Here is a 4,534-nt window from a genome sequence, read left to right on the forward strand (position 1 = left end):
CCCGAACCCGGTAGTTAAGCCCCTCAGCGCCGATGGTACTGCATGGGAGACTGTGTGGGAGAGTAGGACGCCGCCGGACATATATTGGGTGAGGCCCGCCGCTTTCGAGTGGCGGGCCTCACTTCTTTCTTTGAGCGTTTGGGCCCCGCCCTCACCGGCGGGGCCTTTTTCATTTGGCCCTTTTGCTGCGCCGTGCGCTATTGGTAGGCGGCGACCAGCCAGCGGGCTCGGTAGTACGCGGTCTTCGCCGTGTTCGGGCTGAACGACATCGGTACCCACCGCGGACGGCTGTACAGCGTCACGCACGGCGTCGTCCAGTCGTGGTAGCCGTGCGCGGGAGCCGGGAAGGTGAGCAGGACGCGGCCGGAGACCGGGTCGTTGCCGATCGACTTGGGGAGCCGGCGGTAGCTGGCCCGCCTGTCCTGGAGCGCGTTCCCCGCGTTGATGGAGGCCGCGCCCGGGAAGTCGTTGCAGAAGCGGAAGCCCGCGCCGTCCAGTCCCGGTCGGGGCCAGTTCACCTTGGTGCGGACGATTCTGCAGCGCCTGACGGCGGTCTTGGAGAACTGGGTGATGCCGCCGTTCGTCGCGATCCAGAGACGGTCCTTGCGGCCGTATACCGGCTGGACGTCGTGGCCGTAGGCCGGGAAGTTCCGCCGCACCGTGTGGGCCGAGGAGCGCGGGAGCTTGTAGGAGACTTCGGGGCCGAGCTTGCCGGCCCGGTAGCGGAACTTCGACAGCCGATCGTTCCCTATGGCCCACAGGACGTGCAGGGACGGGTCGTAGAGCACTTCGTGCGCCCCGGGAAAGGGCCGTACCGCCAGGACCTTCGCGCCCTTGTGGGCGAGCAGCCTGACGCTGCCGCCTCCCGGGCCGGTCGCGTTGGCGATGGCGACGTTGCCGTCCGGCAGGAACTCGACGCCGTGGAGGTTGGCGGCACGCCCGCGGCCCACGTGCGCGGACCATTTACGGGTGAGCCCCGGATAGCTGTAGATGCCGACATAGCCGGACACCCCGTCGGCGATGGCGAGGACGCGTCCGCCATACGGCCCGCCCGGACGCAGCTTGACGTCCACCCCGCCGCCCCAGCCCGGCACCGGGCGCCAGCGCTTCACCGGCTTCCACGCCTCGCCCAGCCTGGGAGCCGGGTAGAACTCGACCGATTCGGTGGCCTCGTTCACGGCCGCGATCGCCGCGATCCTGGGAACCCTCGAGGACCGGAACGCGAGCGCCCGGCCGTCCACCAGGGCGAGGAACGAGCTGGTGAAGCCGATCGTGACTGTGGCATAGGAGAGTCCGCGGCGGAGGCGGTACGACGACCGGACGCCGCTGCGGCGGCGGGAGACGGGTGGCATGGGCGCTCCTCCCGAACGACGACGAGAGCGCGCCCATGCTCGCGATCACCGGAGCCGATGTCGAGCCGTTCGGGAGTTTCCCTCTGAATGCGAAAAGCGGCGTGGTGAAAAGATGACCTTAAATGTCGTCGCCTGACAGGACGGCGTCCGCGTCGACGATCCGGTAGGCGTATCCCTGCTCGGCCAGGAAGCGCTGCCGGTGGGCCGCGTAGTCCTGGTCGAGGGTGTCGCGGGCCACGACGGCGTAGAACCGCGCGCCGGCGCCGGACGCCTTGGGCCGCAGCAGCCGTCCGAGCCGCTGCGCCTCCTCCTGCCGCGAGCCGTACGCGCCGGACACCTGGACGGCGACCGTCGCCTCGGGAAGGTCGATGGAGAAGTTCGCGACCTTCGACACGACCAGGACGTTCAGCTCGCCGGACCGGAACGCGTCGAACAGCCGCTCGCGCTCCTTCACCCGCGTCTCGCCCTTGATCACTGGCGCGCCGAGCAGTTCGCCCAGCTCGTCCAGCTGGTCGATGTACTGGCCGATGACGAGCAGCTGCTCGCCCGCGTGCCGCTTGACCAGCGCCTCGACCAGGCGGGTCTTGGTGTCGGTGGTGGCGCAGAAGCGGTACCGCTCCTCGGGCTCGGCGGTCGCGTAGGCGAGGCGCTCGGAGTCGGTGAGGGTGACGCGGACCTCGACGCAGTCGGCGGGCGCGATCCAGCCCTGCGACTCCATGTCGCGCCAGGGCGCGTCGTACCGCTTGGGGCCGATCAGCGAGAACACGTCGCCCTCGCGGTTGTCCTCGCGGACGAGCGTGGCCGTGAGGCCGAGGCGGCGGCGGGCCTGCAGGTCGGCGGTCATCCGGAAGATCGGCGCGGGCAGCAGGTGGACCTCGTCGTACAGGACCAGGCCCCAGTCGCGGGCGTCGAACAGCTCCAGGTGCGGGTACACGCCCTTCCGGCGGGTCGTCATGATCTGGTAGGTGGCGATGGTGACCGGGCGGATCTCCTTCTTCGTCCCGGTGTACTCGCCGATCTCGTCCTCGGTGAGGGTGGTGCGGCGCAGCAGCTCCTGCTTCCACTGGTGCGCGGAGACGGTGTTGGTCACCAGGATCAGCGTGGTCGCCTTGGCCTTCGCCATCGCGGCGGCGCCCACGGTGGTCTTGCCGGAGCCGCAGGGCAGGACGACGACGCCCGAGCCGCCGTGCCAGAACGCGTCGGTGGCCTCGCGCTGGTAGGGGCGCAGCTCCCAGCCGTCCTCGTCCAGGTGGATGGGGTGCGCCTCGCCGTCCACGTAGCCGGCGAGGTCCTCGGCGGGCCAGCCGAGCTTGAGCAGGGCCTGCTTGAGGGCGCCGCGCTCGCTCGCGTGCACGATCACCGCGTCGTCGCCGACGCGGTCGCCGACCATGCCCTTGATCTTCTTGGCGCGCAGCACCTCCTCGAGGACCGCGCGGTCGGACGAGGACAGCACCAGGCCGTGGACCGGGTCCTTCTCCAGCCGCAACCGGCCGTAGCGGGCCATGGTGTCGGCGACGTCCACGAGCAGCGCGTGCGGGACGGGGTAGCGCGAGTACTTCAGCAGCGCGTCCACGACCTGCTCGGCGTCGTGCCCGGCGGCGCGCGCGTTCCAGAGCGCGAGCGGGGTCACCCGGTAGGTGTGGACGTGTTCGGGCGCGCGTTCCAGCTCGGCGAACGGCGCGATCTCCTGCCGGCAGGCGTCGGCCAGCTCGTGGTCGACCTCCAGCAGGAGCGTCTTGTCGGACTGGACGATCAGCGGCCCATCGGTCACGGAAACGGTGCCCCCAAGCTCAGCGGACGGCGGGTGGGACGGGGTCGGCGGGCGGACGCGCCGGAGCGACGCGTCCGCGGCAGGGACGGTCTGCGCACGTTACCCCGAGGAGACAACGTCCCGGCACCTCTCGGCTCTTCCCGGGGGATGTCCGCTGTGACCCAGCGGACATCCCCGGCGGTCAGAAGGGCCAGCCGGTGGTGCGGCCGGTCTCGATGAGGGGGATCATCGCGAACGCGGCGTCCGACAGCCCCGCGAAGGTGTGCCGGGTCGCGGTCCCGGACGGGGCGTGCCCGTGCCGGTAGCCGACGAGGTTCCAGGTGTAGACGGGGACGCGCCGGGGGACCACGGCGGTCGGGTCGCCGCCCCACGCCTGCTCGTCGGTGACGATCACGACGCGGTCGTGCCCGCGGAAGCGGGCCCTGAGCGCGGCGGCCGTCTCGGTGCCGCCGAGGTCCCGGAACCGCTGGACGACCTCGAGGACCGGGTCGCCGCGCCGGCACGGGACGCGCTCGTGGCCGCTGCCGAACTGGACGAGGTCGGCCTTCTCGGCCCGCAGCGCCAGGGCCGTCCCGAAGATCGCCGCGGTGTCCGCGGCGGTGAGCTCCGAGCGCGCGGACGGCCGGCCGAACATCGAGTACGAGCGATCGACCAGGACCAGCGTCCGGCCGGGCAGGGACGGGACGTTCGCCAGCGACGCGTCCAGCGCCCGCTCCAGCGGCCACGCCCAGCGCAGGGAGCCCGCCGCGCGGTGCGCGGCCAGGAACCGCATGGGCAGCACGCGGGAGCGCGCGACCTGCTCGGGGTCGGTGAGGCGGGCCGCGACCTGCTCGGCGAGCTCGTCCGGAACGCCCGCCCTGTCGAAGTTCCGCAGGTTGCGGAGCAGCGCGAAGTACCCCATCGACGGGATGATCCGCTCCCAGAACGCGGCGCTGAGCGGTCCGCCGAGCCAGCCCGCCAGCGACTCCCAGGTCATCCCGGCGGCGGCCAGGACGTCGGTGGCGTCCGGGCGGTCCAGCAGCTCCCGTCGCGCGCCGGTCGGCAGCGCCAGCAGCTCCGCCCGGGCGCGCAGCACGGCCAGCGACCCGGGGATCACGGCGTCGTGCCCGTGCCGGCGGTCGATCGCGTGCCGGAACAGGTCGCCCTGCCGGGCGTCGGCGGCGCGCGGGTGGGTGAGCTCCAGCACGTCCGCGAACCGGACGAGCCCGGTGTCGTACTTGATCAGGGACCGTTCGGTGTAGAGGGCGCGGACGGCGTCCGCGACGCCCCGCTTGACCGGCTGCGGCAGCGCGCGGCCGTACCGGGACCGCCAGTAGGCCAGCAGCTCTCCCGGCTCGTCGGCGCGGCGCAGGGCGGCCCGGACGAGCGCGCGGTTCCCGCCGTGCGCGCCCGCCGCGAGGCGCGCGGCGAC

The 4,534-nt window shown here is 72.2% G+C and carries 3 protein-coding genes and 1 rRNA gene; 1 reads left to right on the top strand and 3 read right to left on the bottom strand.

Features of this window, described 5'->3' with window-relative positions; translation table 11 throughout:
- A 5S ribosomal RNA gene (gene rrf, locus DZF91_RS27865) occupies positions 1 to 79 on the top strand; the annotation flags it as partial.
- Between the two features lie 118 nt (positions 80 to 197).
- On the opposite strand, the gene DZF91_RS27870 is transcribed toward rrf, so the two are convergent.
- The 3 genes from DZF91_RS27870 to DZF91_RS27880 all read right to left on the bottom strand — a co-directional run.
- Positions 198 to 1,352, bottom strand: coding sequence for a DUF6528 family protein (locus DZF91_RS27870; protein ID WP_117360105.1), 1,155 nt, complete (start codon positions 1,350 to 1,352; stop codon positions 198 to 200).
- Between the two features lie 118 nt (positions 1,353 to 1,470).
- Entirely contained in the window at positions 1,471 to 3,123 is a 1,653-nt protein-coding gene (locus DZF91_RS27875) for a DNA repair helicase XPB (protein ID WP_117360106.1), read from the bottom strand.
- 181 nt (positions 3,124 to 3,304) lie between these two features.
- On the bottom strand, positions 3,305 to 4,534 hold a 1,230-nt coding region (locus DZF91_RS27880; RefSeq protein ID WP_117360107.1), incomplete at its 5' end, for a TROVE domain-containing protein.

The organism is Actinomadura logoneensis (assembly GCF_003428695.1).
In the GTDB taxonomy this organism is placed as follows: Bacteria; Actinomycetota; Actinomycetes; order Streptosporangiales; family Streptosporangiaceae; genus Spirillospora; species Spirillospora logoneensis.

Coding starts and splice junctions, on each gene's coding strand:
- DZF91_RS27870 (WP_117360105.1), bottom strand. CDS start 1,352: ATGCCACCCGTCTCCCGCCGCCGCAGCGGCGTCCGGTCGTCGTACCGC.